Source organism: Acidiferrobacteraceae bacterium (genome assembly GCA_037388825.1).
GTDB lineage: Bacteria > Pseudomonadota > Gammaproteobacteria > Acidiferrobacterales > JAJDNE01 > JARRJV01.
In genome coordinates this window covers 1-24,313 of sequence record JARRJV010000036.1, presented here as the reverse complement: position 1 = coordinate 24,313, position 24,313 = coordinate 1, and the positions used below count along the sequence as shown (strand labels likewise).

At 58.6% G+C, this 24,313-nt stretch carries 30 protein-coding genes; 8 read left to right on the top strand and 22 right to left on the bottom strand.

Annotated features, from left to right (window positions below; genetic code table 11):
- Window positions 1-550 (bottom strand): APC family permease (locus tag P8X48_08220; protein MEJ2107300.1); only part of this gene is annotated, 550 nt, incomplete at its 3' end.
- Window positions 551-599: 49 nt separating this feature from the next.
- Between P8X48_08220 and P8X48_08215 the strand changes: the two genes are divergently transcribed.
- Entirely contained in the window at window positions 600-968 is a 369-nt protein-coding gene (locus P8X48_08215; protein MEJ2107299.1) for a hypothetical protein, read from the top strand.
- 145 nt (window positions 969-1,113) lie between these two features.
- The gene (locus P8X48_08210) at window positions 1,114-1,578 is read left to right on the top strand and encodes an NUDIX domain-containing protein (protein MEJ2107298.1); all 465 of its coding nucleotides are present in this window, start codon (window positions 1,114-1,116) and stop codon (window positions 1,576-1,578) included.
- A gap of 68 nt (window positions 1,579-1,646) precedes the next feature.
- On the opposite strand, the gene P8X48_08205 is transcribed toward P8X48_08210, so the two are convergent.
- From P8X48_08205 to P8X48_08190, 4 genes are all read right to left on the bottom strand, one after another.
- Window positions 1,647-1,883 (bottom strand): SRPBCC domain-containing protein, encoded by a 237-nt coding sequence (locus P8X48_08205; GenBank protein ID MEJ2107297.1) that lies wholly within the window; start codon window positions 1,881-1,883, stop codon window positions 1,647-1,649.
- Between the two features lie 236 nt (window positions 1,884-2,119).
- Window positions 2,120-2,833 carry a DUF2238 domain-containing protein gene (locus tag P8X48_08200; GenBank protein MEJ2107296.1) on the bottom strand — a complete coding sequence of 238 codons (714 nt, stop codon included), beginning with the start codon at window positions 2,831-2,833 and terminating at the stop codon, window positions 2,120-2,122.
- Between the two features lie 63 nt (window positions 2,834-2,896).
- Window positions 2,897-3,985, bottom strand: a complete 1,089-nt coding sequence (locus tag P8X48_08195; GenBank protein MEJ2107295.1) for a trypsin-like peptidase domain-containing protein — start codon at window positions 3,983-3,985, stop codon at window positions 2,897-2,899.
- Between the two features lie 154 nt (window positions 3,986-4,139).
- Complete coding sequence (locus tag P8X48_08190) at window positions 4,140-5,831, bottom strand: winged helix-turn-helix domain-containing protein (GenBank protein ID MEJ2107294.1); 1,692 nt, start codon at window positions 5,829-5,831, stop codon at window positions 4,140-4,142.
- A gap of 215 nt (window positions 5,832-6,046) precedes the next feature.
- On the opposite strand from P8X48_08190, the gene P8X48_08185 reads away from it, so the two are divergent.
- Together P8X48_08185 and P8X48_08180 are read left to right on the top strand one after the other, a co-directional pair.
- Window positions 6,047-7,135: a hypothetical protein gene (locus P8X48_08185; protein MEJ2107293.1), complete on the top strand. Its 1,089-nt coding sequence runs from the start codon at window positions 6,047-6,049 to the stop codon at window positions 7,133-7,135.
- Window positions 7,136-7,308: 173 nt separating this feature from the next.
- Window positions 7,309-7,830 carry a thioesterase family protein gene (locus tag P8X48_08180; protein ID MEJ2107292.1) on the top strand — a complete coding sequence of 174 codons (522 nt, stop codon included), beginning with the start codon at window positions 7,309-7,311 and terminating at the stop codon, window positions 7,828-7,830.
- A gap of 13 nt (window positions 7,831-7,843) precedes the next feature.
- Here the strand turns inward: P8X48_08180 and P8X48_08175 are convergent, their stop codons facing one another.
- The 5 genes from P8X48_08175 to P8X48_08155 all read right to left on the bottom strand — a co-directional run bounded on the left by P8X48_08175 (window position 7,844) and on the right by P8X48_08155 (window position 10,410).
- Window positions 7,844-8,287, bottom strand: coding sequence for a DUF1801 domain-containing protein (locus P8X48_08175; protein MEJ2107291.1), 444 nt, complete (start codon window positions 8,285-8,287; stop codon window positions 7,844-7,846).
- Between the two features lie 27 nt (window positions 8,288-8,314).
- Window positions 8,315-8,683: a hypothetical protein gene (locus P8X48_08170; GenBank protein MEJ2107290.1), complete on the bottom strand. Its 369-nt coding sequence runs from the start codon at window positions 8,681-8,683 to the stop codon at window positions 8,315-8,317.
- A gap of 36 nt (window positions 8,684-8,719) precedes the next feature.
- Window positions 8,720-9,103, bottom strand: coding sequence for an MAPEG family protein (locus tag P8X48_08165; GenBank protein ID MEJ2107289.1), 384 nt, complete (start codon window positions 9,101-9,103; stop codon window positions 8,720-8,722).
- A 107-nt stretch (window positions 9,104-9,210) separates the two neighbouring features.
- Window positions 9,211-9,876, bottom strand: coding sequence for a TIGR00730 family Rossman fold protein (locus P8X48_08160; GenBank protein MEJ2107288.1), 666 nt, complete (start codon window positions 9,874-9,876; stop codon window positions 9,211-9,213).
- Window positions 9,877-10,029: 153 nt separating this feature from the next.
- The gene (locus P8X48_08155; GenBank protein ID MEJ2107287.1) at window positions 10,030-10,410 is read right to left on the bottom strand and encodes a hypothetical protein; all 381 of its coding nucleotides are present in this window, start codon (window positions 10,408-10,410) and stop codon (window positions 10,030-10,032) included.
- Window positions 10,411-10,689: 279 nt separating this feature from the next.
- Here P8X48_08155 and P8X48_08150 point away from each other — a divergent pair, with 279 nt between their 5' ends.
- Entirely contained in the window at window positions 10,690-11,436 is a 747-nt protein-coding gene (locus tag P8X48_08150) for an alpha/beta fold hydrolase (GenBank protein ID MEJ2107286.1), read from the top strand.
- Between the two features lie 75 nt (window positions 11,437-11,511).
- On the opposite strand, the gene P8X48_08145 is transcribed toward P8X48_08150, so the two are convergent.
- Window positions 11,512-12,234: a hypothetical protein gene (locus tag P8X48_08145; protein ID MEJ2107285.1), complete on the bottom strand. Its 723-nt coding sequence runs from the start codon at window positions 12,232-12,234 to the stop codon at window positions 11,512-11,514.
- 212 nt (window positions 12,235-12,446) lie between these two features.
- Here P8X48_08145 and P8X48_08140 point away from each other — a divergent pair, with 212 nt between their 5' ends.
- Window positions 12,447-14,132 (top strand): winged helix-turn-helix domain-containing protein, encoded by a 1,686-nt coding sequence (locus tag P8X48_08140; GenBank protein MEJ2107284.1) that lies wholly within the window; start codon window positions 12,447-12,449, stop codon window positions 14,130-14,132.
- Between the two features lie 56 nt (window positions 14,133-14,188).
- On the opposite strand, the gene P8X48_08135 is transcribed toward P8X48_08140, so the two are convergent.
- The 11 genes from P8X48_08135 to P8X48_08085 all read right to left on the bottom strand — a co-directional run bounded on the left by P8X48_08135 (window position 14,189) and on the right by P8X48_08085 (window position 22,256).
- Entirely contained in the window at window positions 14,189-14,623 is a 435-nt protein-coding gene (locus P8X48_08135) for a hypothetical protein (protein ID MEJ2107283.1), read from the bottom strand.
- Between the two features lie 158 nt (window positions 14,624-14,781).
- A complete protein-coding gene (locus P8X48_08130; GenBank protein ID MEJ2107282.1) occupies window positions 14,782-15,288 on the bottom strand; it encodes a phosphate-starvation-inducible PsiE family protein in 507 nt (168 codons plus the stop codon).
- Window positions 15,278-15,496 (bottom strand): lipopolysaccharide assembly protein LapA domain-containing protein, encoded by a 219-nt coding sequence (locus P8X48_08125; protein MEJ2107281.1) that lies wholly within the window; start codon window positions 15,494-15,496, stop codon window positions 15,278-15,280. The genes P8X48_08130 and P8X48_08125 overlap by 11 nt, the downstream gene beginning before the upstream one ends.
- 157 nt (window positions 15,497-15,653) lie before the next feature.
- Window positions 15,654-16,352, bottom strand: coding sequence for a hypothetical protein (locus P8X48_08120; GenBank protein MEJ2107280.1), 699 nt, complete (start codon window positions 16,350-16,352; stop codon window positions 15,654-15,656).
- Between the two features lie 49 nt (window positions 16,353-16,401).
- Window positions 16,402-16,836, bottom strand: a complete 435-nt coding sequence (locus P8X48_08115; protein ID MEJ2107279.1) for a hypothetical protein — start codon at window positions 16,834-16,836, stop codon at window positions 16,402-16,404.
- A 179-nt stretch (window positions 16,837-17,015) separates the two neighbouring features.
- Complete coding sequence (locus tag P8X48_08110) at window positions 17,016-17,333, bottom strand: VOC family protein (GenBank protein MEJ2107278.1); 318 nt, start codon at window positions 17,331-17,333, stop codon at window positions 17,016-17,018.
- Window positions 17,334-17,488: 155 nt separating this feature from the next.
- Window positions 17,489-18,199, bottom strand: a complete 711-nt coding sequence (locus P8X48_08105; GenBank protein ID MEJ2107277.1) for a DUF4386 domain-containing protein — start codon at window positions 18,197-18,199, stop codon at window positions 17,489-17,491.
- Window positions 18,200-18,258: 59 nt separating this feature from the next.
- Window positions 18,259-19,173, bottom strand: a complete 915-nt coding sequence (locus tag P8X48_08100; GenBank protein ID MEJ2107276.1) for an NAD(P)-dependent alcohol dehydrogenase — start codon at window positions 19,171-19,173, stop codon at window positions 18,259-18,261.
- Between the two features lie 303 nt (window positions 19,174-19,476).
- Window positions 19,477-20,820: an OmpA family protein gene (locus P8X48_08095; protein MEJ2107275.1), complete on the bottom strand. Its 1,344-nt coding sequence runs from the start codon at window positions 20,818-20,820 to the stop codon at window positions 19,477-19,479.
- Window positions 20,821-21,090: 270 nt separating this feature from the next.
- Window positions 21,091-21,876 (bottom strand): hypothetical protein, encoded by a 786-nt coding sequence (locus P8X48_08090; GenBank protein ID MEJ2107274.1) that lies wholly within the window; start codon window positions 21,874-21,876, stop codon window positions 21,091-21,093.
- Window positions 21,877-21,887: 11 nt separating this feature from the next.
- Entirely contained in the window at window positions 21,888-22,256 is a 369-nt protein-coding gene (locus P8X48_08085) for a saccharopine dehydrogenase NADP-binding domain-containing protein (GenBank protein MEJ2107273.1), read from the bottom strand.
- A 377-nt stretch (window positions 22,257-22,633) separates the two neighbouring features.
- On the opposite strand from P8X48_08085, the gene P8X48_08080 reads away from it, so the two are divergent.
- Window positions 22,634-23,062 (top strand): hypothetical protein, encoded by a 429-nt coding sequence (locus tag P8X48_08080; GenBank protein MEJ2107272.1) that lies wholly within the window; start codon window positions 22,634-22,636, stop codon window positions 23,060-23,062.
- A gap of 310 nt (window positions 23,063-23,372) precedes the next feature.
- Entirely contained in the window at window positions 23,373-24,029 is a 657-nt protein-coding gene (locus P8X48_08075; GenBank protein ID MEJ2107271.1) for a hypothetical protein, read from the top strand.
- Window positions 24,030-24,313: the final 284 nt, after the last annotated feature.

The window sequence follows — 24,313 nt, the reverse complement described above, 5'->3', positions numbered from 1 at the left end:
CGTTCAGATTGAAAACCAGCGCGAACACGACACTCAGCACGGCCGTGATGTACAGACCTTCCGGCGCATGTAACCAGCGCTTGCGCTCGAACAGTTCCGGCAACTCACCGTCGCGCGCCAGGGCATAGGCCACGTTCGCACCGCCAAAGAGCGTGGCATTGAGGGCGGAGGCAATGGAAAACAGTGCACCGACCGATACGAACAGATAGCCCCAGTGGCCGAGGAAGGGTCTGGCGGCTTCGGCCAGGGCAAAATCCTGGGCCTTTACGATACGCTCCAGCGACAGATTGCCCACCGCGACAACCGATACCAGGATGTACACCACCGTGACCACGGCAACACTCAGATAGATCGCCCGCGGAACGTTGCGCTCGGGATCGCGCATGTCCTCGGCGGCGTTGGTGACCAGCCCGAAGCCCATGTAGGACAGGAAGAACACCGCCATGCCATTGAGGAAGCCACCGGCATGGGCGGAGTCTGACCAGGACGATGCCGAACTCCGCCTTGCCGACCGCGCTGCTGCCGAGAAGATCGAGTAGCAGAAAGGCACCAATCACACCGATCTCGGTAGCCCCCGTCGCGACTGCCGAACCCGCCACGTGAACCAGGGGCAGGAAATATCCGGCAAAGCCCTTGGCGAACAGGGCCAGGGAGATGACATACGTCAGCCAGAACAGGAAGCTCAGGGAACCGGTGAGCAGGTTGTCACCGAAACCGCGCAGCACAAATTCCATTGGCCCGGCGTTGGAAACAATGCGCGCACCCATGACCGCGTAGGAATAGGCAACCAGCACTGCAACGGCGCCCGAGGCAACGAATACCAGCGGCAGGTTGGGCCCGGCAAGCTTCGCGCCGAGGCCGAACACCGAGAAGATGCTGGCTCCGATCATGGTGCCCACCGCGATGGCGGTCGCCTGCAAGAGAGTGAGCTTCTTGTTCGCCATAGCGCCGTTAGTGTATTGCGATGACCCGCTGCATACCACCGCCACGCGCCACACCGGCAAGGAATTGCCTGGCGACCCGGTACTGTGCAGGCAGCCTTCAACGCTTTTGCTGCGACTTGTTGCGTAATAGGATTGTTAAAGGGGCGATTGCTGCGTGAAGGACACGGAAATGAGCAAACACAGCGCCGGGATTCTCTTGTTTCGTCACCGGGGTGAAAACTTGGAGGTACTGCTCGCCCATCCCGGGGGACCATACTGGGCAAACAAGGACCTCGGCTCCTGGTCCATCCCCAAGGGACTGATCGCTGCGGGAGAAGCTCCATTGGCAGCGGCCCGTCGCGAATTTCAGGAGGAGACCGGATTCGATGTGAATGGCCGGTTCATCGAACTGGGTACCGAGAAGCAAGCCAGCGGAAAGATCGTCCATGCGTGGGCCCTTGAAGGGGACCTGGATCCGGACAAAATCGTCAGCAATACATTCTCACTGGAATGGCCGCCCCGTTCCGGACAGATGCAGGAGTTTCCGGAGGTCGATCGCGGGGAATGGTTCGATCCGGAAACGGCGAGAAACAAGATCACCACGGGACAACGCCCTCTGCTCGAACGATTGCTGGCAAAGCTGCGTTCTGATTGAAACACGAAGGAATTGTCCCAGGGCCTGCACAGGCAGGTCTTTCTTCTGGTAGCTCTTGTGAATCCGGCCTAGGAGCCGCCTTCCACGACTTGCTTCAACGCCCGATTCATCTCATTGAAACCCTGCAGGGTTCGCGGCTGCAGGCTGCTCCACACAAACGGCACAAGTACGCCCCGGAACAGTTCCCGCTGCACGAAGCGGGTACCGTTATCCTCTGCGGACAGGAGCTCAAAAACATGTTCCCCATCAAACAGCCCGGGAACGAACAGAACCCCGAGCCAGCGGAACTCGCGGCCGGGAATCACGCGCCTGACCCGCGGCTAGAACGTCATGGGGCTGCTACCCGGAAGCTGTAACCGTGCCCGTAACCGCGCACCCTGTCGAGCCTCGCCGCTGATTTCGCGGACGAAGGGATTCCACTCCGGATACCGGCCGAAGGCCATCAGGACCTCCCACACCTTTTCCGGCGGGGCATCGATTCCAATTTCCGATGATATTTCTCTCATATTTTCCCCGGGTCCGGGTTATTCCCCGTGACTCGTCAATCATGCTTCGAACGATTTCTCCATAGGCGCATGAATTCCACTTCGCCCATGGGCTGGTCCGTCTTTTCGAGAATCAGGCTCTGGCCCAGTTCCCGGAGGAAGTTGCGATCCAGCGCCCAGCGGATCGACATGGCAATCAGCATGGCAACGAAGGCACCGATGCCGGCCACGAGCATGTCCTTCTGCGCATCCCAGATGTCGCCCTGGGCGCCGAGAAAGGCCAGACCCGCGGACGGGTCGACGTTCGCCGCCGCCAGCCACTCGATGATCTCGTACAGCGCCGAAAACGCCAATACCAGTTCCACCGGCAACCAGTAGCCCCAGAACGCACGCGCACGCGCCACCCGATGGAACATTTCCCGCATGGGATAGGCCAGCAGCAGCCCGAAGCAGAAATGCACCAGGCGGTCGTACATGTTGCGCTCGGCCCCGAACCAGTGCTGCAAGGTGAAACCGAACGGTACCTCGGCATAGGTATAGTGCGAGCCGACCACATGCATGCACATGAACAGGGTGATCAGGGTGTAGGACAGGTTCGACAGACGGAAATAGCGACTGCCAAGGACAATGATGGGAACAAAAATGAAGACTAGATAGTTCTCCAACAGCCAGTCGTCCGGGTAGACAGGATGCCAGGCCGCCCACACCCACACGGCGGCGAAAATGACGACCAGGAATATGTGATATTTCGAAAATTTCAATTTCACCATGATTCGTATCTCACTGAGTGGTGCAACTTGTGCGTATTGACAGGATGAACCAGTACCCCTCCTCTACTCCCGAAACCGTCTCACATCCCCGGGAAGGATCGGGCGCTCCGGAAGGACGACTTCGGCTGTATGGGTCTTGCCCTCGTGCCAGTACTCCAGCGTGATCTTCTCGCCGACCTTGAGCGAACGCGCGATGCGGGCGACGGTCTTGATGTTGGTGAGCCGCTCGCCGTTCACCTTGGTGATGACGTCGCCTCCCAAAATGTATTCCTCGGCGCCAATCTTGACCGGCAGATTGCCGCCGCGCAATCCGATCTTGTCCGCCGGACTGCCGGGTTCGACGGTTTCCACCAGAAAACCCGGTGCGACACCGAAGGCCCACGAGAGTTGCGGCGGCACAATCCGTCCATTGATACCGTGCCATGGGCGGATGACACGCCCGTCCTTGATGAGGCGCGGCACGAGTTCACGCACAAGGCTGGCCGGAATGGCGAAACCGACATTCTCGGCCTCTTCCGCGCCGAGCGTATTGATGCCAATGACTTTGCCGCAGCGGTCGACCAGCGGGCCGCCGGAGTTGCCTGGATTGATTGCGGCATCGGTCTGCAGGTAGGGCATCATCCAGCTGAACGGGGAAACGGGGATCACGCGTTCCCGGCCGGAGACGATGCCACGCGTCGCGGTCTTGCCGATTGCAAACGGGTAACCGATCGCCATGACCTCGTCCCCGATCGCGATCTTTGCGGAATCCCCCAGCGGCGCCTTGGGCAGTTTCCTGTTCCCCTGTTTCAACTTGACCACCGCCAGGTCCGAGATCGGATCGACGCCGACAATCTCCGCATTGTTCATGTCGTCTTCGCCGATGGAAACCAGCACCTCGCGGGCGCCGTATACCACGTGGGCGTTGGTAACGATATGACCCTCGTCGTCAATCACCACCCCCGTACCGACGGCGAGCTGGACCCGCTTGATCACGCTGAAAGGATCGATGGTGACGGAGAAGATGCGTACCACCGAGGGCGAGACCTCGCGAAACACCTCGGAAAACGGCTTGTTGCATGAAGCGCCCTGTGCGACGGGCATGCTGAGCGCCCAGCAACACAACACCAGCAGCCAAAGACGGGTGTTCCTGAACAAACCGGACCTGATCATTGCTCCCCCCTCGCGGATTTCCGCGCCTAGCTCAACAGCCAATCCAGCACCTGTTCCCGGTTGAAGAAAACACGCACGTGCCACATGTCCATATTTGCCATGTACCTGTATGGCATCGGCTACACCTCTCCGTGTGAAGTCTGTCGTGGTCCATCTAGTCCAGCATGCCCGCCTTTCTCAGGTCATTCGCAATGACATCGATATCGGAACTGTGCTCATAGGGCAGAATCGCCGCAAGTTCGGAGATCCTGGTATCGGAATGATTCAGGTCGATCTCATTGATCTCCCAGGCTGCTTCCTCGCCCAGGCCGAGCTCCGTATAGGCGGCCGCGAGGTAGAGGTGGGGATTCAACGCCGTCGGGTTCCGCTTCACCGCCTCCTTGAGTGCGGTAACGGCCTCCTGGTAGTGGCCCTCCTGGTAATAAGCCGTACCCAGGGTCGACGGATACTGAAACGAATAATAAGGATTCAGTTCCATGGCCCTGGTGACGTACCGTTGCGCATCCTTCGGTTTCCCGCGCCAATTCGCGATATTCGCCAGGAGTGCATACCCGTCCGCGTAGCTCGGCGACAGCGCCACCGATTTTCGGGCCGCCTTCTCTGCCGCGTCGTACTCGTGCCTGTGCAAATGAACATACCCCAGCGACCAGTAGATCTGTGGCGTGGACTGGTCCAGTGCCACCGCCTTGCGCGCGAACATCAGCGCTCGCTCGCGCGCCTCCACCTGTGACAGATCGCTCCACCCGTAGCGAAAGCCACGAATCATGGTAACGGCCATGGCGCCATACACGCGCGCGTAGTTCGCATCGATACCAATGGCCCGGCGATAGGCCTTCACGGTTTGCTCATAGCCTTCCCGGGACCGGTCCTGCGCATGACGTTGGCCAACGAGAAAGGCATCGTAGGCATCGAAGCTCCGGGTCCCACGCGAAACCCGGGGAACCGCGCCGTTTTTCGACAGGGTTGCATACACCTCCTTGACCACGTCCCTTGTCAGCCGGTCCTGCACATCGAACAGGTTCTCGGTATCGGTATCGATACGGTCGGCCCAGATGCTCTCCCCTTTCTCTGCGTTGCTCAGCTGGACGTTTACGCGGATGTGCCGCCCGGATTTTCGTACGCTGCCTTCGACGATGTACGAAACACGCAGTTGACGAAAGATCTCGCCCGGATCGGCGTGACTGTTCTTGTAGTAGTAGGAAGTCTGCCGGGCCATCACGCGCAAGGAACCGATTCGGGACAGATCGGTGATCAGGTCGTCGGTGATACCATCGCTCAGGTGCTCCTCCCGTGGATCGTCGCCGAGATTCTTGAACGGAAGCACAAGAACCGAAGGAACCTGGGAGGCGCTGTGGCCAGGCCCGTTCACGACGTAAGCAAACGCGCCAAGAAGGACGACTAGCCCGGAGAGCGCGTACAGCGCAGCACGTCGTCTGCGACGCGAACTGAACCCGGATTTCTCCCCCGCCCCCGGGGTAGTGGGTTTGCGCATCGCCTCATCTCCCGACACGGGCAACACCGGCATAATCAGCCGATAGCCACGCTTGGATACAGTTTCGATGTATCGGGGACTGCGCGAATCGTCGCCCAGGGCCTTGCGTATCTTGATGATGCTGGCAGGCACCGAGCCATAACCGACCACGGTACCGGCCCAGATCTCCGCTTCCAGGCTTTCGTGGCTGACGACCTCGCCCGGGTGCTTTGCCAGGTACACCAGCACCTCCATCACCTTGGGTTCGAGTTTGACCTCTTCGCCATTGGCATGGATGCGCCCGCTACCGGGCTCCACCAACCATTCACCAACCCGGAAGGTTCTCGAAGGCTCGATGTTCTCGGAGGCACTCATCGCGGTCACACCTCCGTGCGCACGGGGGCTGCAAGTGCCTGATTCCTAAAGCTGATAGAGAAATCTTCGAATAATCGTAGAGAAAACAGAATCAAACACGAATTCATTTTACCTATATTGGAACCCGCAACAAGGCAGGGCCGGACACCCTTTTCCCACGGCAACCCGGCGTACACTAGACAGAACGAGGGACCTCGAGGCCCCAGGAGGATCACATGAAAACCAGTCACCCGACAAAGGCCTTGACCCGGCTGGGCGCCGGGTCCACGGCACTGTTCGCGGTCCTTGTATTATTGCTTTGCGGATCCGCGGAAGCGGGCGAGGTCGCGAAGCTGCAATTTGCCCTGATCGGTGACACGCCCTATCTCAAAGCCCAGACCACCGAATTCAAACACCTGATGCAGGCCCTGAACTCCGAGGACCTCGGCTTTGTCGTTCATGACGGCGACATGTGGTTCGACGGCATCGCCTGGAAGGACACCAGCAAGGGCATTCCCCCGTGTGACGACGCAGCCTTCACCGACAGGCTGCAGCTGATCCAGACCAGCAAACATCCCTTCATTCTCACGCCCGGAGATAATGACTGGACCGACTGCTACCGGGCCAAGCCGAAGGCGTACGACCCGCTGGAGCGACTCGCAAAACTGCGCAAGATGTATTTCGCCGGCAACCGCAGTCTGGGTAAGCAGACAATCAAGCTGACCCGCCAGAGCGAGAACCCGAAATACAGCCAGTACCGGGAGAATGTACGCTGGAACTGGGGCGGCGTGCAGTTCGTCACGCTGCACATGGTCGGCAGCAACAACAACCTTGGCCGATCACCGGAAATGGACAAGGAATACGAGGAACGCAATGCCGCCAACCTGGCGTGGATGCATGAAGCCTTCGAGCATGCCAAGCGTTACCACAGCCGCGCCATCATGATCATCGCCCAGGCCAATCCATATTTTGAGACCAACTGGGCACCGCTACTGAAAAAGCGCTACCTCCTGGCGGGTCTCGGCATCAAGGCGGACAGCGAGCACCGGAAGACCGGCTTCGATGACTTTCTGGTGGCACTTGAGGACGAGACGATCGCCTTTGGCAAGCCAGTGGTGTACGTACATGGCGATACCCATACCTTCCGCATCGACAAGCCCCTGGTGTACTCGACCGCGCCGAAGCGCTTCATCGAAAACTTCACGCGCGTGGAGACTTTTGGTTTCCCCAATACCCACTGGGTCAAGGCCCCAATCGATCCAACCGACCCGAACATCTTCCGCTTCGAGCAGGAGATCATTGCTGCCAACCGGGCGAAACACTAGTCACGCTTAACCGAAGGGGCAAGACGACTGCCCCTTCGGTTCGACCCGCGGCTACGGGCACAAGTGTCGCCGGCAGAGGGCATCGAGGCGGACGATTCCTTTATTTTTCTCCATGGGTCAGAATGTCAGGTTCATCCCGTCCCGGGGTGCAATCTTCTGGAGAGGGATTTTCCATGAACCTGTATTTCAGATTGATCGCTGTCCTTTTGCGGAGTCTGTTTTCCCACCGGATCGGTTTGCTTGAGGAGAGTCGCATCCGGTTTCGGGTCTGGCCCTTCGATTGCGACGTCAACCTGCATCTGACGAATGCCCGTTATTTCGCCCTGTGCGACCTGAGCCGAATCTACTACATGGGTCAGGTTGGAGTTCTGTTCCGACTGATCAAGCGCAAATGGCTCCCGATTGCCCAGGCACAGGAGATCAGCTATCTCAGACCGATCAATCCCTTGGAGCGTTTCGAGGTTCGGACCCTCTTCACGCACTGGGACGACAAGTATTGGTATACCGAGCACAGGTTTTTCGCCAAGGATCGACTGTGCGCCATACTTCAGGTCAGAGGTGTGTTCGTCCATGGGCGGCAAATTGTGCCAATGCCGGAGATCCTTGCTCTCACCGGCCAGGACGTAGCGCTACCGGAAAAGCCTGTCAACGTCGAGCATTGGCAAAAACTCATCAATGCCAAGAAAGAATCCTAGGCACAGCTGCGTGCTACTTGCCGCGTAACGCATTGTAGCGAGCGGCGGATCGAATCAGTTCTTTCAGGGCCGATTCGTCAATCTTGTCCCCTTCAAAGAGGTCGATCGCTCGCCATTGATTTCCGTCCAGCCCGGCGTTGAAGACCTTTTGCGGATCGGGAAGATGGGCGCCCTGCTGGAAAGTCAGCTTGACCTTGTTCTTGTGGGCATTGCCCACGCCCACGATCCCGTCATGAGACCAGACGGGACTGCCCATCCATTTCCACTCCTCAACGATATCGGAATCCGCCGCGTGGAATATCTTGCGGATCCTGGCCAGGGTCTTGCCACGCCAGTCGTCGAGTCCCGCGATGTAGTGGTCGATCCGTTCGGATGCGGATGCTCCGCCCGGCGATTTCGCTTTCGCACTGATCTTTTTCTTGCTTGCATTCTTCGCCTTCTTTTTCGAGGTCGTCATAGTACCCCCGGTGCAGCCTTCCCTGGATTAGGCGAAGGGCCTCAATACAAGCCGGCCGTACGCAACAAAGGCGCAAATACCGGCGACGATCAGCCAATAGACAAGGTGTTCGTAGTTCCCCTTGCCGGCAAGAAAGAACAGGCCGACAAAGAGCAACATTTCCGCAGCGATAACTAGTGCCGCGATCGGTGTCGCTATACCCAAGGGCTTGGAGAGAACCGGCAAGACCAGTCCGACTGCGCAGAACAGCTCAACACCGCTCAGTCCTAGCCAGACGCCGTGGGGAATGGCGCTCAGGGCCGGCACCGTCTGTTCGGAATTGGAGAACTTCCAGAACGCACCAATCGCCGTATGGACCGCGAGCAGGACCTGAAGAATCCAAAGCAAGATATTCATGCTCGACCTCCTCAGTGGATAATCTCAAGCGGCGATCTATCCTGTCAGCGTCAAGGCCATCCAAAGCATGCCGCCCATCCCCGCCAGCCATACCAGGGAACGGACCACGGGAATTCCGGCCGCATAGATGGGGACATAAAGGGCACGTGCAATCAGGAAGACCATGGCGCCATGCACTGCCGGGCCCGTGTTGCCCTCCCTGATCAGGGCCAACATCGCCAGGCCGAGAAAAAGAGGCAGGGCCTCCAACATATTATTCTTGGCCCGGTCCAGACGGGCGGCAAGCAAGGAAGGCTCCGGCCTGACGTCACGATTACCCATGATCGTCCACAGATTGAAATGGTAGCGGGATGTTTCCTGAAAGAAGATCTGCGCCACAAACAGGGCCAAAACCAGAAGTACAACAGTCGTGAGTGTCACCAGCTACGTCCTCCCTTACAAATAGTTCCATACAGCATCAGATCGCGGGTCGTGCCGCGCAACCATGATACGGCAAATCCGGCTCAGACAGGATTCTTTCCCATAGATCAGGATTGGGCCTTCGCGATCAGTTCCTTCTTTTTCTCGCGGTGGTCCACCATCACCGCAACCGCCTCGTCGATATCGTCGGTCACGGTGATCAGGTCCAGGTCTTCCGTGTCGATGGCACCGTGCTGAACCATGGTCCTGCGCATCCAGTCCAGCAGTCCTTCGTAGTACTGGCGCCCGAACAACACCATGGGCATGGCGTAGATCTTGTGCGTCTGCATCAGGGTAAGGGCCTCGAACAACTCATCCATGGTACCGAAGCCACCGGGCATGCACACATAGCCCAGTGAATACTTTACGAACATGACCTTGCGCGCAAAAAAGTAGCGGTAGTGCAGGGAAATGTCCTGGTAGGGATTGGGGGTCTGCTCATGGGGCAGATCGATGTTCAGCCCGACGGACCTGCCACCATTCTCGTTGGCACCACGGTTACCCGCTTCCATGAGCCCGGGTCCGCCGCCGGTAATCACCGAGAACCCGGCCTCCGACAGCCGCCGGGACAGGGTCGCGCACTGGTCGTAGTACGGATTGTCCGGCCCGAAGCGGGCCGAACCGAACACCGATACAGAGAATCCGATATTGGACAGGCGGTCGAACCCCTCGGTGAACTCACTAATGATCCGGAACATGCGCCAGGATTCATCGCCCTTCAGATCGTCGATCAAGCTACCCCCTCGCTCGCGGTCTTCGAATTTGCAGGACCAGCCCTGCACCTTCAATGCTAGCCGAAAAATTGGGGTGCAATTGGACCGGGTGGAGAAAAGGCATCGAGGTAAACAGGAAAAAATCGTTCCGACCCCTTCAGTTCAGCTCGATGACTACGGGGCCTCGCTCATCAGCCAATCCATGGCCTGCGTCCGATCGAAAAACACGCGCACCTTCCAACTGCTCCGATTGGCCATGTATTCGTGCACGGTGGCATCTTCCGCGATGCGCGCGTCCTTGGGAATCAGAAGCGCCGACTTCATGGCTCTGTGCATGCCGATAGCTTCGTAGTGCAGCTGAGGATTAATGAGATCCCTCGTTTCGATTTGAAGCCGGGCATCTTCGAAGCGCGTGAAAAAGCGGTACAAGCCCTCGGCTTGCGCCAGTTCCCAGGCCTTCTCCCTGGCCAGGCAGACGTCTTCGATCCCCACGTCGCCGAAAAAAACCACGCTTACGAACTCCCTTTCCGGATCCCTCTCCACCGTGTACGGCATTCGTGACTCCCTCGCTCCAGCGAGACAACAACAAAGCTTGCGAATCCGGTCCCCGCGACCGGGTCTGAATTTATACCATATAAAATGTATGGCATGAAAAAAATTTCAGCAATATTAGCGAGTTGGAATATATAGGAAAGAAACCGACTCCGATCCGGCTAGTGGAGATCAAATCTTGTTGTCGCGACAGGAGTGTTACAATCAGGCGATTCCGCCCCCGTATATGTTCTCTTCTCGTCGTTTTTCCGTTCTGCGGAACATTGCTCGAAGGAGAAACAAATGAACACATTGCGGCAAAGATCATCCCTGCTCGCTGCACTTTTCGCCTTGCTGTTATCCGCACCAGCATTCGCCGGCACCGCGACCACCGTGGTCCTCCACTCGGATTCGACCCATTCCTTCCGGGTCTATGTCAACGGACCGGAGAATGCTCCCCGCGGGATTCTCGTTGTGCACGGCTGGTGGGGCCTCACCGATCAGGTAAAGGCCGGGGCCGATCAATTCGCTGCCCTCGGATATCGGGCCATGGCCATCGATCTGTACGATGGCAGGGTCGCCACGACGCCGGACAAGGCACGTTCGTACATGAATTCGGTGCAACAGGCCGAGGCCAATCGGAAGTTCCGGGCCGCGCTGAAGGCACTGCAAAAACCCGGGCGCAAGGTGGCGGCAATGGGCTGGAGCTTCGGTGCCACCCAGGCGCTGCAGGCGACACTGGCTGACCCCGGGACCGTCGCCGCCACCGTGATGTACTACCCCCACGGAATCGTTCTAAAACCCGGCAACGATCTCGCTTCGCTGCGCGGCTCCGTCCTCGTCCTGCGTGCCAGGATGGACAGTCCGTCCAACATCAAGGAAACCACGCGCTTCATTCAGGCGGCGAAGAAGTTGGGCAAATCCGTCGTGGAACACACCTATGACGCCAAACACGGTTTCGCAAACCCTGCCGTCAAACACTACAACGCCCATGCCACCGACGCCGCCTGGCGCCGAACCACGGACTTCCTCGACGCCCAGCTCAAATAATCGCGGCACAAAAAAAGGTCGGAGTGAGTTGCAGGAAATCACTCCGACCCCGCGTGGGTTACTTGCGGAATTGCGTTATCTGGCCATGGCTTGCTGCAGCGCCTGCCGATACAACGTGGAGCGTGGGGCAATCTGGGCCACATACTGGAGGTACTGCAATCCCCGATGTCGGCAGCAGCTCGACTTGACCAGACGCATTCCGGTTCGAAATGCGAGTTCCTCCGGTATCGCGTCCGGGTCGGTGTCTACGTACATCGGAATGGCATGGTGGGGCCCGCGACCGTCGGCATTGTAGAAAACCAGGTAGTCGGTGACGAGCGTGGCGTATTTTGAATCGCGCCGGAACACAGCACACGGTACCGATTTTCCGTCGTCATTCGTGCACACCCCGGCACTGATGAAATGGTTTGCCCCAGGGGCCTGAGGCGGCGACGCCAGACTGCATACCGGATGTTCGGTCTTTTGTGTTCCCGACCAGACCACCTCACTGACTTCGCCATCTGCCGCCAGCCGGATGATCGCCCTTGGGTTGTGACCACCCTGGAACATCGCCTGATAGCGGTCCTGACCGGAAGCGAAGTCCTGGCAGGCATAGGCGGCCTTGCTGCCGTCACCCCCGGAACGGCACAGGTGAAGACTGCCCACCGGAGTTGCTTTTGCCGGCAGGAAATTCGGGCACGAGGCCCCATGCTGCCCTTGCTGGGCGAACGCCTGGCTTCCGCCACCCAGGGCAATCACCAGGAACAGACCCACAGCAAGCTGCACCCGCAATTGGCTGAAATCGCTACGAATATTCATGGCCTCTCCTCTTAGCTAGTTTGGATATAATGGTGATTTCCGCTGGTCGGCCGGGCGGGGCCCGGCGAATCAGCGTATGCCGTAAGCTTGGTGACGCGGGCGGCGAAGGTCCCCGCCGAAACCCAACGGCGATCCAACGAAAAGACGACGGCGTACCCGTTGGCACTCAAACCGGGCAGAAAAACGGGAAAACTCGCTGGGATTGACGCCGCATGACACGAGCTGAAGGAAAGGCGCTATCGATCGGGGACTGGCGCGTATCGCCAGCGGAGGATCTGTTGCAGCGCGGCGACGAGCTCGTGCGCCTCGAGCCGAAGGCCATGGAGGTCCTGGTCTATCTCGCGTCCCGGCCCGGCGACGTGGTTACGCGGGAAGAACTGGAGCGCGATGTCTGGCGCGGCGCCGTGGTTGGCTACGATGCCGTCACCAACACCGTGATCAAGCTGCGAAAGGCGCTGCAGGATGACGCCCGGCAGCCGCGTTTCATCGCCACCGTTCCCAAGAAAGGCTATCAACTGATCGCGCCGGTTACTCAACCGGACGACGATGCGCATCCGGCCGCCGTGGCGACCGTCGCCCCCTCCCCCGCAGCAGGCCCGAGCTCGCGCCCGTCCTGGATGACGGGCGCCACCGGCAAGGTGCTGGCAGGGCTGGCGGTGATCCTGGTCATCGGACTGGTGGCGCTGGGAGTGGTAAACCATTCCGGGCAGGCGGGTCCTCCGTCCATCGTCGTACTGCCGTTCGAGAACATCAGCAACGATACCCGGCAGGACTATCTCGCGGACGGGATTACGGAAGACATCATCACCGATCTCTCGCGCCTCTCGGGCCTGATGGTGATGTCCCGGGCAACCTCCTCCTCATTCAAGGGCAGGGATGTCGCGCCCGACGTGATCGGGAAGGATCTCGGCGTTCAGTATGTGTTGAAAGGCAGCGTCCAGCGTCAGGGCGCAAAGGTACGGGTGAGCGCACAACTGGTGGATACCCGAACCAGCGCCAATGCCTGGGGACAACGTTTCGACCGGGACGCAAGCCAGGTGTTTTCCGTCCAGGATGAGGTGACGCACCGTATCGTCGAGGCACTCGCCATACGAATCACGACCCAGGAAAAGCATCGCCTGGCACAAAAAGCCACGGCCAGTCTGGAGGCGTACGACTTCTTCCAGGAAGGAAAGCGACTATCCAGGGTCAGCACAAAACAGACCAATGAACAGGCACGCGTCGCGTTTCGCAAGGCGATCCAGCTCGATCCCAACTATGGCCGGGCCTATGGCTCGATTGCCTACACGCTGACCTTCGACTATCTGCGCGGATGGGCCGAAAACCCGAATGAGGCCCTCGATCGCGCGCTGGTGCTGGCAAAAAAGGCCGTCGTCCTCGACGATTCGACACCACAGACCTACTGGGTGCTCGGTTTCGCTCACCTCGCGCGCAAGGAGTATGCCGACGCGGAGAAGGCGGCCGAAGAATCGACCCGTGTCGCGCCCAACTTCGCGGATGGATACGGGCTGCTCGCCCTGATCGACGCCAATCTGAACAAGCCGAAGGAGGCGATTGCGCTCATCAAAAAAGGTATGCGCCTGAATCCCTATTACACCTGGGAATATCTCTACATACAGGGAATAGCGCACTACGCCCTCGGCGAATACGATGACGCGATCAAGGTACTGGAAGACGCCGAGAAGCGGAACGATAACGTGGCCCAGATCAAGCTGTTTCTCGCGGCGAGTTACGTGGGCGCGGGCCGGCCCGGCGACGCGAAATGGACCGTCGCAAACTTGCAGACACTCAGCCCCACGACCACGGTCACGGAAACGGCGAACACGATCCCGATCGCGGATCCGAAGCTCAAGCAGGCGCTTCTGACGGACCTGCGGAAGGCCGGGTTGCCGGAATAGCGCGGAGGACTGAGGCCCGGGCAACTAAGGAAAAGTCACTCCGACCCCATTGATTCTCACTTCTGCAGCGGCCGCCAGACACCGGCATAGAAGCCGTCGGTCATGTCGTAGTCAAAATAGTGAACCCCGTCGGGGGCACGGAACACCGCGTAGCACTTGTCCTGCTCCTGCATCTGGACCAGCACCGTGCGGCACCACGTGTTGCTTTTGGTGTCGATGCGCCACGTGCCTGTGCGCCTGCGGAAGCCCCCTCCCACATAGGAGCCGTCGGGATGGTAGATGCGGGTCTTCCCTTTTTTGGATCCGTGTCGCATCACCTTCGTGCTTCCGGGCATGAATGCCTTTAGCTCGTCCGCACCCAGGCGGTGCAAGCCCTCCTTCTGTGCCTTGCGCATGTCCGGCGGATGGTCCCCGGGAAACGCTTGGCCCGCCGCGAACGCGAACCCGGCAAGCAACAGGACAGGAAACAAGAGATATCGCAGCCTGAACATGTCCTTTCTCCTTCGTTCCGGTAGTCTCGCGGCGCCGTGCCGCCTGGAAGTGCCAGACTATCCAAACTCAAAGGGAGACAGCATTGATACGCATCAAGCGCAAGGCCCTGGAAGGGAAAAGGGTCCGAGTGACCAAGGAAAACCCACTCCGACCCCCCCTATTTCTTCCCGCTTTCTTCCAGCATCGACTTTTCCCGCTGGTACACCAGCACTGAACCGATCCGCAGGGCAGCGAGAACAAGCAGCAGGGAAGAGAACGCATAGAGCGTTCCGGTATCGATATCGTGTTTGAACAGCGCAATCAGGATTTCGCGAATGATGAATACGATTGCTGCGTCCACGATAAAGGTCATGCGCAGTTTGCTGCTGTCAAAATATTCAATCAGTGAACGGGACAGCTCCACGAGCACGTAGAGCGTCAGGATATCTGCGATCAGATCAATGTAGTGCCCGGTGATGCCCTCGAACCTGAGGAGCTGCCACACAGATACGAACAATTGCAGCGTACCGATGGCAATCGCGAAAATGATAAGCAAGAGAATGACCCCGAATACGACATCCACGGTGCGATTGAACAATCCAATGATTCGAGCATTCATGGTTTCGTACATCCGCTGATGGTCCGGTGCTGTCCGTCGCGGTTTTCCAAGCAGTCTATTCTTCATGATCTGTCTTTCGTTGACGAAACCTCAGGTATCCGTGCAATAGCCACCCGATAGCAATGCCCAGGACCAACAGGAGAATAATAAGCAACGAACGAGACATTGTGATCGACCAGAACAGGAACTGAATCTCGACGACGGCAACGTTCTGAACAATGAAGAGCGCGCCGAGGGCAGCGAGGACTACAACAACAATCAATTTGTAGTTCATAGATTCCTACCTTCGATCCCAGCGATCCGATCCCGGCTTTTCCTTGCTGTATCGGGCAAGGAGGCCTGGACGACCAAGGAACGCAGAAAGGAGGTCGGAGTGATTAGCGAATAATCACTCCGACCCCGTTCTTCTGTGATTCAAGGAATGGCTGCGATCACCGGCGCTGCTGATCCCGGTCGTCGCGCCTGTCCTTCCGGTCTTTGTCCGGTGTGCGGCCCTGGTCCTTCTTGGCCGGTGTTCGGCGCTGGTCTGTGCGAGTCCCCTTGTAATACTCGCGCGTCACGGGCTCACGCGGCGTGTAGCGGTATTTATCGGTTCGAATTGGACGCTGTTGTTCTCTCTGGCTCGGATAGCGTTTGCCGGAATACTCCTTCTGGTAGCGCGGCAACGGAGCGGGAGCCGGGGCGGTGCGACGGTCCCAGCGATTCCAGTCCTTGTGGTGTCGCTCCCATTCGGGGCCCCAGTGCCTGTCCCAACGCGGCGGCGCATTGGCAGGCCAGCCGCGGAAGTACGCGGGAGGGTGGCGGTAATAGCGCACCGGAATCCGCAATATAAAGAGCGGCACCTCGTACGGACCGACCAGTTGCCACGGGCCGTTGTACCAGCTACTGACGTACCAGTTGTCGCTGTAGAACACCCAATACAGGCCATCGTAAAAAAAGTAATTCGCTTGCACGTACGGATCGTAGTAGACGGGATAGCCCGGAATCCGTACGAGCCTTGGATACCCCCCGATGTGGATACCGAGGCTGATACCGGGGGTATTGACACCAATACCAATGCTTACCTGGGCCTGGGCGGAGCCAACAGGGAAAAGCAAAATCGATGCAACAAGAATGAGCACGTAACGCATTTTTCGGCCTCCTGTTCTACGAATGGACTTCTCGCCGCGCGGGTTTCAGTTACCTTTGAAGCGGGCGCCAGACACTGACATAGAACCCATCGGTCATGTCGTAGTCAAAATAGTGAACCCCGTCGGGGGCACGGAACACCGCGAAGCACTTCTCCTGGTCCTGCATCTTGATCACGACGGTACGGCACCATGTGTTGCTCTTGCTGTCGATGTGCCATGTACCTTCACGCTTTTGGAAGGCCCCTCCCTCAAAGGAGCCGTCAGGATGGTAGACGCGGATCTTCCCTTTCTTGGACCCGCCCTGCATCGCCTCCGTGCTTCCGGGCATGAAGGCCTTTAGTTCGTCCGCACTCAGGCGGTGCAGGCCCTGCTTCTGGGCTTTGCGCAGATCGAGCGGATGATCCCTGGGAAAGACATGGTCCGTCGCGAACGCGACCCCGGCCAACAACAGAATGGAAAACAAGAGATATCGCAGCCTGGCCATGTCATTTCCCTGCATTCCGGTAACCCTGCGGCACCGTGCCGCCTGGAAGCGTCAGACTATCCAAACTCAAGGGGCGACAACGTTGATGCAAGTCAACTGCAAGGACCTGGAAGAGGAAAAGCGGTCAGGGCGATCGAGGAAAAATCACTCTGCCGCCTTCAATTCGCTATTCCTTTTGCCTAGTCCGCCGGGCCTACCCAGAACATGGGATTGTGGGCGACCTCCCAGAGATGACCATCGGGATCCTTAAAGTAGCCATTGTATCCTCCCCAGAACACCTTCTGCGGTTTCTTGACCAGGGTGGCGCCGGCATCGACCGCCTGCGCCATGACCTCATCCACTTCCTGTTCCGAGCTGACGTTGTGGGCAAGGGCAAATCCCTCGAACCCCTCCCCGGCGGCAGACACCTGGGCGTCCTCGGCCAATGCCTCTTTTGCATACAATCCCAGCCAGGTGCCGTTCAAGGTGAAGAATGCGACCTCGGGCGGTGATTCCATCCGCGGCATCGTAGAATTCAATGGCCGTGGCAAGATCCCGAACCCCGAGCGTAATCATGCTGATTCTTGGTTTCATTGTTCGCGATTCCTTGATGATTCTAAATCGGGAAGAAGGATCTCGATGATCAGCGAAAAATCGCTCCGAGCCCTATGACCTACGCACTCGCTTTCAGCTCGGTCTCCGTCTTCACGCCTTTGAACAACAGCCAGAATGTCAGCGACAGTTCCCCAACCACCCCGGGTATGACCACGATCATCATGAAGATGGACTCGTAGTCTTCGTAGTTGGGCAGGAGGAAGTTGGCGAAACTGTCAATCAGGTAGCCAATGGCCGCAATCATCAGCAGGACACCGATAAACCGCGGAAAGTCGCTCGACTTGAACACCAGGTACCCGAGAAAGATCAGGTGGATGCCAAAGAAAATCAGCCCGACCAGCCAGGTCGACTGAAACGCATGGACAAACAACATCACCTGCGCCTGCAGCTGGCTGGTATTCAATGCCGCAAGGTACGGCGAACTGCCGAGGACGTGCAGGACGCCAAACAGGTTGTACAACGCGACGCCGAAGATCGCGCAGTTCACCAGCCGAAACCAGGCCGCCAGCAACGACACATTCCGGTTGACCACCTTCAGCAGTTCATACAGTGCCCAGGTGAGCACGACATCGAAGACCACCATGATGACGAAGCTCAGGATCCCGAAACGGAATTGCCATTCGTTGTCCTGGATGTTGCCTGCCGTCGCTGCGGCATCTCCTGCCACCACCAGGGTTTCGAGGACGAAGAAATTGGCGAAGATGCCGGAAATGAATATGGCCAGATAACCGGCCCCCGCCACTTTCGCGATTCGGTTTCGTGCATCCATCCTCATCCTCCTGTTCACTGAATATAGGACTGACGTCGGGAGCTTCCCGACCCCAGGGATTACACTTGTACGGCGATGACGATCTTGCCCCGGGGGTGACCCTCTTCCAGGTACCGGAATGCTTCGGATATTTCATTCAGGCCGAAGCGGCGATCGACGACCGGCTTCACCTTGCCGGCCTCGAGCAGCTCACCCAGGAACAACAGGTCTTGCTGATCAGGTTTTGCCATGAAGTTGAACCGGGACCCGCCGACCAGGACGTAGGTGCCACCCGGATTCAGTATGCGTCGGTATTCCGCAGGAGAATGTTGGGCCGCGGTATCGAACACCAGGTCGTAGGTCCGGTCCTGCTTCGTGAAGTCTTCCCGGGTGTAGTCAATGACGTGGTCCGCGCCGATCGAGCGAACCATCTCCAGGTTGCGTGAGCCGCACACGCCGGTTACCTCGGCGCCCAGCGCTTTCGCGATCTGGACCGCGAAGCTGCCGACGCCGCCGGAGGCGCCATTGACCAGGACCTTGTGGCCGGAACGAATCCGGCCCTTGTTGCGCAGGCCTTGCAGTGCGGCCACCCCCGCCAAGGGTGCCGCCGCCGCCTGCTCAAACGAGAGCCTGGCGGGCATCGGCGCCAGCGCGCCTTCCGCAACACAGGCATATTCGGCGAACCCGCCCCAGCCGCTCCGGGACAGATCCCCGAATACCGCGTCACCCTGCTTGAATCGTTTGACCTTCTTGCCGACGGCCTCGACGGTGCCCGCGATATCGGCCCCGAGGATCCTGTTTCGCGGCCGGAATAGTCCCGCCATCATCAGCCGGATCAGAAAGGAATTCCCGGCCAGGAGGTGGCCGTCGGCCCGGTTGAGCGAGGCCGCGTGGACCTTGACCAAAACCTCCTGGTCCCCGGGAGTGGGCGTTTCCACCTCCTCCAGATGCAGAACATCGGGAGGACCAAATCGTGAGTACACCGCCGCCTTCATGAGCCTCTACTTCGGTAGCGCGCAAAATATGCCCTTAACCCATTCTTAACAAATATGCGGGAGCATGCAAGCGACGCCCAGTCCCGTATCGACTGCGCACCCGATGGTTTGGCAGGGGATGGAGCAGGCGGGCTCGAAGATAAATTGCTCCGACCCGATGGATTTGCTATTGCCCTTGTCTGGTCCGCCGGGCCTAGCCAATGAAAAAGGGGCGGAGGAATCAGACTTCAATCCCTCCGCCCCCTTTCTGCTCATAAGTCGATTGCCGTGCCGATCGCTTGGTGCCGGCAACTCCTGGCAGCTCTATTGCTTCACAGACACAACCAGGTCAACGCGTCTGTTTGTGGCGCGTCCGGTGGGTGTTTCGTTGGAGGCAATGGGGCGAAACTCACCGTAGCCTACATACTTGATTTTGTATCCGCCCTTGAAGGAGTAGAGATAATCGGCGACCACATGGGCCCGCTTGGTCGAGAGCCTTTGATTCACCTTTTCCGGTCCAACCGAGTCGGTATGTCCCTGGACGATGACTTCATCGGCATCCAGTTTCCCAATAATGTCGCTGACATTGGAAATCAGTCGCTTTGAAGACTCGGGAATCACGGCGGCGCCCGAACGGAAGTTCACGCGCTTGAGCCGGAATACCAGTTTGTTTCCCTGTTGATAGACCAGGGCGTCGGCGGGCGGAAGCACCTTTCGCGCCTCATCCATTGCCTGCTGGAACCGAACCTGTGTCGAGGCCCTGGCCAGCTGTTCTTTCTGCGTCTGCAGATCCCCTTCCGTTTGTTTCAGCTTGCCCTCTTGTTCCCGCACCGTCTGTTGGGCGGTTTTGAGATTCGTACTCAGCTGTCCGAGCGCCCTTTTTTGTTGAACGATCTGCACGGCAATATGCTCAGGCGTGCCTTTGGCCCCCTGGATCACATGCATGACATCGACCAGTTTCGTCGCACTGCCCAGCGAATCCTGAACACTTTTGTCGTAGATCTTCGGATCGCGTGGGCTCTGGGCGATCATGTTCATGGCGGCTTGATAGTCCAGCGACGCCGCGCGCAGCGTTTTTGGCGCCAGACGTTTGGCATTGTCTTCAATCGCCTGGGCAATCGCTTCATCCGCGCGATGGAGCTCCCGGAATTGAACCGCCCTGGTCTCCAGGACGAGGTATCGTTTCTGAAGCTTGGAGAAGTCTTCGGGTGAAAGCGATCGGCTGAACAGTTTTGTCTTGCTGCGCAAGTCGTCGTCGATATCCATCATGCGCTCGACCAGCGCATCGCTCTTCCTGACGCCGGCCGAAAGCGCGGATTTTCTGGCAACGAGCATGCGGCTGGCAACGGGTTTCCTGGGTTCCGCCGCCTTTCGCGCGTCCTGGAAAAAGGCCTTGGCAATGGCGGCCTTGGTCAGAATCTTCTCGCCCGGTTCACCGCGCTCCAGGGCCCGGCCGGCATCCGCCACGTAAGCACTCCCCCTGGAGTACTCTTTTACGGCCAACACATCGATCTGATCCTGCTGCGCGGCGGTCTTCATTTGCGTCACTTCGGCGACAGCTTTTTGCGGGTTCTTGCCCGACGCAAGCTCGGCCTGCCTGAGACTGGAACAAGCCGCAAACGATACCGCAATCAGGATGATCCCTAGGGGTTTGATGAGATTCTTCACAACGCTGTTCTCCTGTTTCAGCAATGTCTACGACAGACTTGGGCATTCAGCATTGTTGTTTTCTACCAATATGTCGTATGGGCCCGACCCGAATGTGTGTCACGGCTGACGACAACAAATATAGGTATGGGCCCGCCAAAAAATCCATAAAATCGCGATAAACGTCGTGATTTGCCTGCCGGACGCCAAAGTGATCGGTCGGTTCCGATGGGCAGACCGGGTCGGGATCTAGGTGCTCAAAGAAGAATCAGTCCGATCCCATTAAGCTGACTATCGTACGGCCGGCAGGATCTTGAACCGGATTCCGGCATTCTGCTGCAGCCGCTCGATCAATCGTTCGCCCAGGCAACTTGCCGGTGTCCAGAAGCCGCCCGGAACCTTTCCGATTTCCTCGTCCAGCGCCAGGCTCACCGCGCACTCGGTAATCATGCGGCAGGCGCTGCCGTAGCCGGGATCGCGCTCGCCATCGATCTGAACCTGGACCATCGTAGATGGTTCTTCGGGATGGCGCGCGGTGAAGATGATTCGATAGTGGCCGTTCTCCCGTGCCTCCTTGCTCGGACCTTCGCCAGGCTTGCGCAACAGCCGCTGCAACAGCGCGCGCGTCGGCCGCAGCATGGCCGCGGTGGCGAAGACGTACATGGAAACGGTGGCCGCCACCGCCCGCAGCCAGCCGGCGATTCCCGGACCGGTCGTTGTGCCCTCCCCGTACCGGAAGTCGTGGCCATAGGGAAATCCGGCCAGGGCATTGCTGCGGCGCACGATCTGCGAATTGAAGGCGGCGAGCAGGTAGGGCACCGACCAGGCGCCGATCTCGGGCTCCCAGCGTGGCCCCTTCACGTCGGTGCCGGGGGCATCCACGCCGGCACCAGCAGGAACCAGTGCGTTCGCATCCATGGCAATATTCATCATGTCCTTGCTCGATGCCGCCTGCTTCATAACGTTGATCGCCGATACCGCGGTCCCGCCACTGAATCCTTCCTGCGCGAAACTTGTCACGCGCATGGATACGTCACGGCTATAGACCCCATGGCGATCATGCATTGCCTTCTGCACCAGCAAATTACCTAGATCAGAAGGAAGGGCGTCGAAGCCGCAGGCGTTGACGATGTGAACCCCGCGCTCGCGCGCGCGCTGCCGTACAGGGCAAACGGCCCGACCAGGGTGCACACGACCTTCGTGCGTCGCGCCAGTTGCTTGAGGCTGGACTTGTCATGGGAATCGGCCAGGACAATCGGCACCGCATCCGGTTTCTGCCCGACCTCACGAAGTACGGCCTCGAGCTTGTCCCGATTCCGGCCGGCGATCGCCCAACGCAGGTCCTTGCCGACCCTGTAGGTCTCCAGCAGATACTCGACGACCAGCTTGCCCACAAACGCCGACGCGCCCCAGACGACAACGTCGAACTCCCGCGCGCTCCGCCCTTCAGTCGCCAACGGTGACCCCTCCCCTTTTCCTTGTGCCGCAATTATGCGGACTTCGCGTCGCCGCCACCAGAGAAATTCACCCGAGAATGGGCACGGCACACCTAAAGAAAAATCACTCCGACCCCTTTAATCTGCTAATCCTGCCGTCCCATTTTGCTCACTGAGTTTTTACAACGACGGGGAGCCGGCATCAACAACACTTTCTAGTCTGTCTATTGCAGCGACAAAGACGACAACCATGATCTGTCCCCAACTATTCTTTCCAATATTTTTACAACAGCTTCTTTGTCGTTTTTTGCCGTCGGGTCCTCTGCTATTTTGTTCGATCTCTGCGGCAGCCTCTGCAGACAGATATCCCGATTTGATCTATAGAGGAGACCCCACCAATGGACAAGCGCCAATTCATTCGAATCAGCTTTGCCGGCACTGCTGGTGCACTGTTCGTGCCCAGGGTGCTGATGGCCGGAATGGTCGAACCTGCATTGAAAACGAAACTGGCCGGAGGCGTGTACCACACGGCGGATGCCTTCGGCCGCTGGAACAAGGGCCTTGCGGATCATCATTTGCCCGACTTCGCAAAACATGGAAACAGTCTGCAGGTCACAACGCACCATCCCATGCCCGGCTACGAACACTATATTATCAAGCACCAGCTACTGGACGCCGACTTCAATTTCATCAGCGAGCACCTGTACCATCCCCTCAAGGACAAGAAGCCCGAAACGAGTTTTGATATCAGCGGCCGGAAAGGGCTCATCTATGTATTGACCATGTGCAACATCCATGATGTATGGATGAACGCAACTGAGGTGTGAATCGGGGAAAGCAATGAAGGGGAAGGAGGGATTGAATGTTGCTCTCTCCGTCACCTTTGCTTGTCCAACGAAGGGCACTCACTCCTTTCTACTCTTGCTGTTACGGAGTTTTTACTCTGATACAAAATGTTCACCGTCAGCGGCCTGGTCTGTTGATGGTGATCAAGGAATGTTGCCTGCTGAATGGGAACAATCATCGCGCATCGCGTCTAACAGTTTGTGCGAGTGGCATACGAACGGTGGCGGCGGTGACAAGTGAGATATCCGCCGCTGCCATCCTGAAACACAATAGGACATTGGAGGGTAAACCATGGCAACGCTAACGCAGGAACATCGGGACGTCGAACACGCTGTCGTCAGCGGTTCCAGCACAGAGGCAGTTGCCGGGGCGGCCGCCCTGGTGCTGGCGATCCTGGGCCTCGCCCAGATCTCACCCCGGTTAATGATCGCGATCTCGTCCATCGCTCTCGGCGCAGCACTAATCCTGGACGGAGCGACGATCGCCGCTGAGTACTCCCGCATCCTCGCGAGCAGTGGCAACGGCGCAATCAAAAACGTCGAACTCGGCGGCGGGCTCAGCACCCAGATCGGGGGCGGCGTGGCCGCGGTCGTGCTTGGCGTGCTGGCATTGCTGAATCTCGATGCCACGACGCTGATGGCGATCGCAACCATCGTGCTCGGCTCCACCCTGGTATTCAGCAGCGGAGTTTCAACACGGCTCAACGCGCTGAAGATCGAAGGCTCGGGCGACCATGACCTTGCCAAGCGTGTGGCGCGCGAAGCGCTCACCGCCGCCATCGGCACCGAGGTGCTGGTCGGATTGGGCGCCGCGGTGCTGGGAATTCTGGCACTGGTCGGCATCGACCCGACGACCCTGATCCTCGTGGCGATGTTGGCGCTCGGCGCCTCCATCCTGCTCACCGGTAGCGCAGTGGTCGGCAGGATGATGAGTATCTTCTCGGCCTGACCGCCGGGCGATATCCAACCCGGGATCAGATCCCAGTTTCTCCAGACATTGGCGAAAACTGGGGTCTGAGCCCATAGAAAAGGGGCCAGAGTACCTAAAGAAAAATCACTCGGACGCCATAGATGTCCCGATCACCTGGCGGAACTTGCCGCTGCGCGCGCTCTGCCGTGGAACCTCATCTACACGCACGATCTCCACATTGCCCAGCCCCAGTGTGGCCAGGTAAGCAGAGAGATTCTTCCTGACTTCACGCCAGAGCTGCTCGATATCGGCACCCTCTTCCG

Excerpts from the sequence above, each read along its gene's own strand:
- P8X48_08140 (MEJ2107284.1), top strand. The coding sequence starts at position 12,447 with ATGACACGAGCTGAAGGAAAGGCGCTATCGATCGGGGACTGGCGCGTA.
- P8X48_08175 (MEJ2107291.1), bottom strand. The coding sequence starts at position 8,287 with ATGACGACCTCGAAAAAGAAGGCGAAGAATGCAAGCAAGAAAAAGATC.
- P8X48_08185 (MEJ2107293.1), top strand. The coding sequence starts at position 6,047 with ATGAAAACCAGTCACCCGACAAAGGCCTTGACCCGGCTGGGCGCCGGG.
- P8X48_08100 (MEJ2107276.1), bottom strand. The coding sequence starts at position 19,173 with ATGAAGGCGGCGGTGTACTCACGATTTGGTCCTCCCGATGTTCTGCAT.
- P8X48_08105 (MEJ2107277.1), bottom strand. The coding sequence starts at position 18,199 with ATGGATGCACGAAACCGAATCGCGAAAGTGGCGGGGGCCGGTTATCTG.
- P8X48_08210 (MEJ2107298.1), top strand. The coding sequence starts at position 1,114 with ATGAGCAAACACAGCGCCGGGATTCTCTTGTTTCGTCACCGGGGTGAA.
- P8X48_08145 (MEJ2107285.1), bottom strand. The coding sequence starts at position 12,234 with ATGAATATTCGTAGCGATTTCAGCCAATTGCGGGTGCAGCTTGCTGTG.
- P8X48_08180 (MEJ2107292.1), top strand. The coding sequence starts at position 7,309 with ATGAACCTGTATTTCAGATTGATCGCTGTCCTTTTGCGGAGTCTGTTT.
- P8X48_08150 (MEJ2107286.1), top strand. The coding sequence starts at position 10,690 with ATGAACACATTGCGGCAAAGATCATCCCTGCTCGCTGCACTTTTCGCC.
- P8X48_08200 (MEJ2107296.1), bottom strand. The coding sequence starts at position 2,833 with ATGGTGAAATTGAAATTTTCGAAATATCACATATTCCTGGTCGTCATT.
- P8X48_08170 (MEJ2107290.1), bottom strand. The coding sequence starts at position 8,683 with ATGAATATCTTGCTTTGGATTCTTCAGGTCCTGCTCGCGGTCCATACG.
- P8X48_08110 (MEJ2107278.1), bottom strand. The coding sequence starts at position 17,333 with ATGGAATCACCGCCCGAGGTCGCATTCTTCACCTTGAACGGCACCTGG.
- P8X48_08080 (MEJ2107272.1), top strand. The coding sequence starts at position 22,634 with ATGGACAAGCGCCAATTCATTCGAATCAGCTTTGCCGGCACTGCTGGT.
- P8X48_08120 (MEJ2107280.1), bottom strand. The coding sequence starts at position 16,352 with ATGCGTTACGTGCTCATTCTTGTTGCATCGATTTTGCTTTTCCCTGTT.
- P8X48_08075 (MEJ2107271.1), top strand. The coding sequence starts at position 23,373 with ATGGCAACGCTAACGCAGGAACATCGGGACGTCGAACACGCTGTCGTC.
- P8X48_08190 (MEJ2107294.1), bottom strand. The coding sequence starts at position 5,831 with ATGAGTGCCTCCGAGAACATCGAGCCTTCGAGAACCTTCCGGGTTGGT.
- P8X48_08195 (MEJ2107295.1), bottom strand. The coding sequence starts at position 3,985 with ATGATCAGGTCCGGTTTGTTCAGGAACACCCGTCTTTGGCTGCTGGTG.
- P8X48_08135 (MEJ2107283.1), bottom strand. The coding sequence starts at position 14,623 with ATGTTCAGGCTGCGATATCTCTTGTTTCCTGTCCTGTTGCTTGCCGGG.
- P8X48_08130 (MEJ2107282.1), bottom strand. The coding sequence starts at position 15,288 with ATGAAGAATAGACTGCTTGGAAAACCGCGACGGACAGCACCGGACCAT.
- P8X48_08155 (MEJ2107287.1), bottom strand. The coding sequence starts at position 10,410 with ATGCCGTACACGGTGGAGAGGGATCCGGAAAGGGAGTTCGTAAGCGTG.
- P8X48_08125 (MEJ2107281.1), bottom strand. The coding sequence starts at position 15,496 with ATGAACTACAAATTGATTGTTGTTGTAGTCCTCGCTGCCCTCGGCGCG.
- P8X48_08115 (MEJ2107279.1), bottom strand. The coding sequence starts at position 16,836 with ATGGCCAGGCTGCGATATCTCTTGTTTTCCATTCTGTTGTTGGCCGGG.